Origin of the sequence: Parasynechococcus sp. (assembly GCF_042954245.1) — a bacterium.
In the GTDB taxonomy this organism is placed as follows: domain Bacteria; phylum Cyanobacteriota; class Cyanobacteriia; order PCC-6307; family Cyanobiaceae; genus Parasynechococcus.
Genome location: NZ_JBGKDP010000091.1, coordinates 1 through 2,452, shown reverse-complemented (window position 1 = coordinate 2,452; position 2,452 = coordinate 1). Strand labels below are relative to the sequence as shown.

The 2,452-nt window shown below is 65.7% G+C and carries 2 protein-coding genes; both read left to right on the top strand.

From position 1 onward, the window contains the following. A partial coding sequence (nadC, locus tag ACGVJ8_RS04345; RefSeq protein WP_392345761.1) for a carboxylating nicotinate-nucleotide diphosphorylase occupies positions 1-676 on the top strand: 676 nt, incomplete at its 5' end. Positions 677-719: 43 nt separating this feature from the next. Next, positions 720-2,452: arginine--tRNA ligase (argS, locus tag ACGVJ8_RS04340; RefSeq protein ID WP_392345759.1), on the top strand; the 1,733-nt coding region annotated here is incomplete at its 3' end.

The following is a 2,452-nucleotide window of genomic DNA, read 5'->3' as shown; positions in this document are numbered from 1 at the left end:
CTTGTTCCAGCGGCTGGATCCTGGGGTGAGCGTTCATCTGCTGCGGCAGGACGGTGACGCCGTCGAGGCCGGAGACTGCCTGCTGGAGCTTCAGGGGCCGGCCACGGACCTGGTGGCAGGGGAACGCACCGCCTTGAACTTGGCAATGCGGCTCTCGGGCATTGCCACCGCCACCGCTGCATTGGTGGCCCAGCTCCAGGGCACCGATGTGCGTCTGGCCGACACCCGCAAGACCACCCCTGGGCTGCGCCTGCTGGAGAAATATGCGGTGCGCTGCGGCGGCGGCATCAACCACCGCATGGGGCTGGATAACGCGGCCATGCTCAAGGAGAACCACATCGCCTGGGCGGGGGGCATCACAGCAGCCATAGCGGCCGTGCGCGCGCAGGCCCCTTGGCCCACGGCCGTGATTGTGGAAGCAGAGACGGAGGTTCAGGCGCTGGAGGCGGTGCAGGCGGGCGCCAATGGGGTGCTGCTGGATGAATTCACCCCCGAGCAGCTCACGCAGCTGGTGCCGCGCCTGCGGGACTGCAGCGATTGCGGAGTGGTGCTGGAGGCCTCCGGCATTCAGCCTGAGCAGTTGCAGGCCTATGCCGCCACCGGCATCGATCTGATCTCCACCAGCGCGCCGGTCACCCGCAGCCGCTGGCTCGATCTGAGCATGCGTTTCACCTGAAGAGGGATGATCAGAGCTGGATCCCCCCGGCCACGCACTGCCCATGCTCAGCCTGTCCCAGTCCCTGGATGCCCAGCTGCGGGCGGCGATGCAACGGGCTTTCCCGGAGGCTGATGCGGGGCTGGACCCCCAGCTGGCTCCTGCCAGCAAGCCGGAATTCGGCGACTTCCAGGCCAATGGTGCACTGCCCCTGGCCCGGCCCTTGAAGCAGGCCCCCCGGCAGATCGCCACGGCGATCGTGGAGCAACTGCAAGCCGATCTCGCCTTCACAGACCTCTGCCTGGAGCCCCAGATCGCCGGGCCTGGCTTCATCAACCTCACGATCCGTCCGGAGCGGCTGGCGGCGGAGGTGTCGGCGCGGCTCGGGGACGAGCGTCTCGGTATGCCGGCGGTCAGCAACGCGGCGCTGGTGGTGGTGGACTTTTCGAGCCCCAACATCGCCAAGGAGATGCATGTGGGGCATTTGCGCTCCACGATCATTGGCGACTCGCTGGCCCGGGTGCTGGAGTTCCGCGGCCATCCGGTGCTGCGCCTCAATCATGTGGGCGACTGGGGCACCCAGTTCGGCATGTTGATTACTCACCTCAAGCAAGTGGCGCCGGAAGCCCTGGACACCGCTGAGGCGGTGGATCTGGGAGACCTGGTGGCCTTCTACCGCGAGGCCAAGAAGCGCTTCGATGACGATGAAGCCTTCCAGTCCACCTCTCGCGCTGAGGTGGTGAAGCTGCAGGGGGGCGACCCGGTATCGCTCAAGGCCTGGGGCCTGCTTTGCGATCAGTCGCGGCGTGAGTTCCAGAAGATCTACGACCGGCTCGACATCCGCCTGAGCGAACGCGGCGAGTCGTTCTACAACCCCTTTTTGCCGTCGGTGATTGATGGCTTGAAGGCCGCCGAGCTCCTGGTCACCGACGACGGTGCCCAATGCGTGTTTCTTGAAGGTGTTCAGGGCAAGGACGGCAAGCCCTTGCCGGTGATCGTGCAGAAGAGCGATGGCGGCTTCAACTACGCCACCACTGATCTGGCGGCGATCCGTTACCGCTTTGGTGCATCTCCGGAGGGGGATGGTGCCTGCCGCGTGGTGTACGTCACCGACGCCGGCCAGGCGAACCATTTCGCGGGGGTGTTCCAGGTGGCCGAACGGGCCGGTTGGATCCCGGAAGGTGCGCGTCTCGAGCACGTGCCCTTTGGCCTGGTGCAGGGCGAAGACGGCAAGAAGCTCAAGACCCGCGCGGGAGACACCGTGCGTCTGCGGGATCTGCTCGATGAAGCCGTCGAGCGGGCCGAGACCGATCTGCGCTCACGCCTGAAGGAGGAGGAGCGCAGCGAGCCGGAGGAGTTCATCCAGCATGTGGCGGGCACCGTGGGTTTGGCGGCGGTGAAATACGCCGACCTGAGCCAGAATCGGATCACCAACTACCAGTTCTCCTTCGACCGGATGCTGGCGTTGCAGGGCAACACGGCGCCCTATCTGCTTTATGCCTTGGTGCGCATCGCCGGCATCGCCCGCAAGGGGGGCGACCTTGCTGCCACCAGTGCACAACTGCAGTTCAGCGAGCCTCAGGAGTGGGCCCTGGTGCGGGAGCTGCTCAAGTTCGATGCGGTGATCGCTGAGGTGGAGGAGGAGCTGCTACCCAACCGGTTGTGCAGCTACCTGTTTGAGCTCAGCCAGGTGTTCAACCGCTTCTACGACCAGGTGCCGGTGCTCAAGGCCGATCCTGAAGCGCTGGCATCCCGCCTGGCCCTCTGTCGTTTGACGGCCGACACCCTCAGACTGGG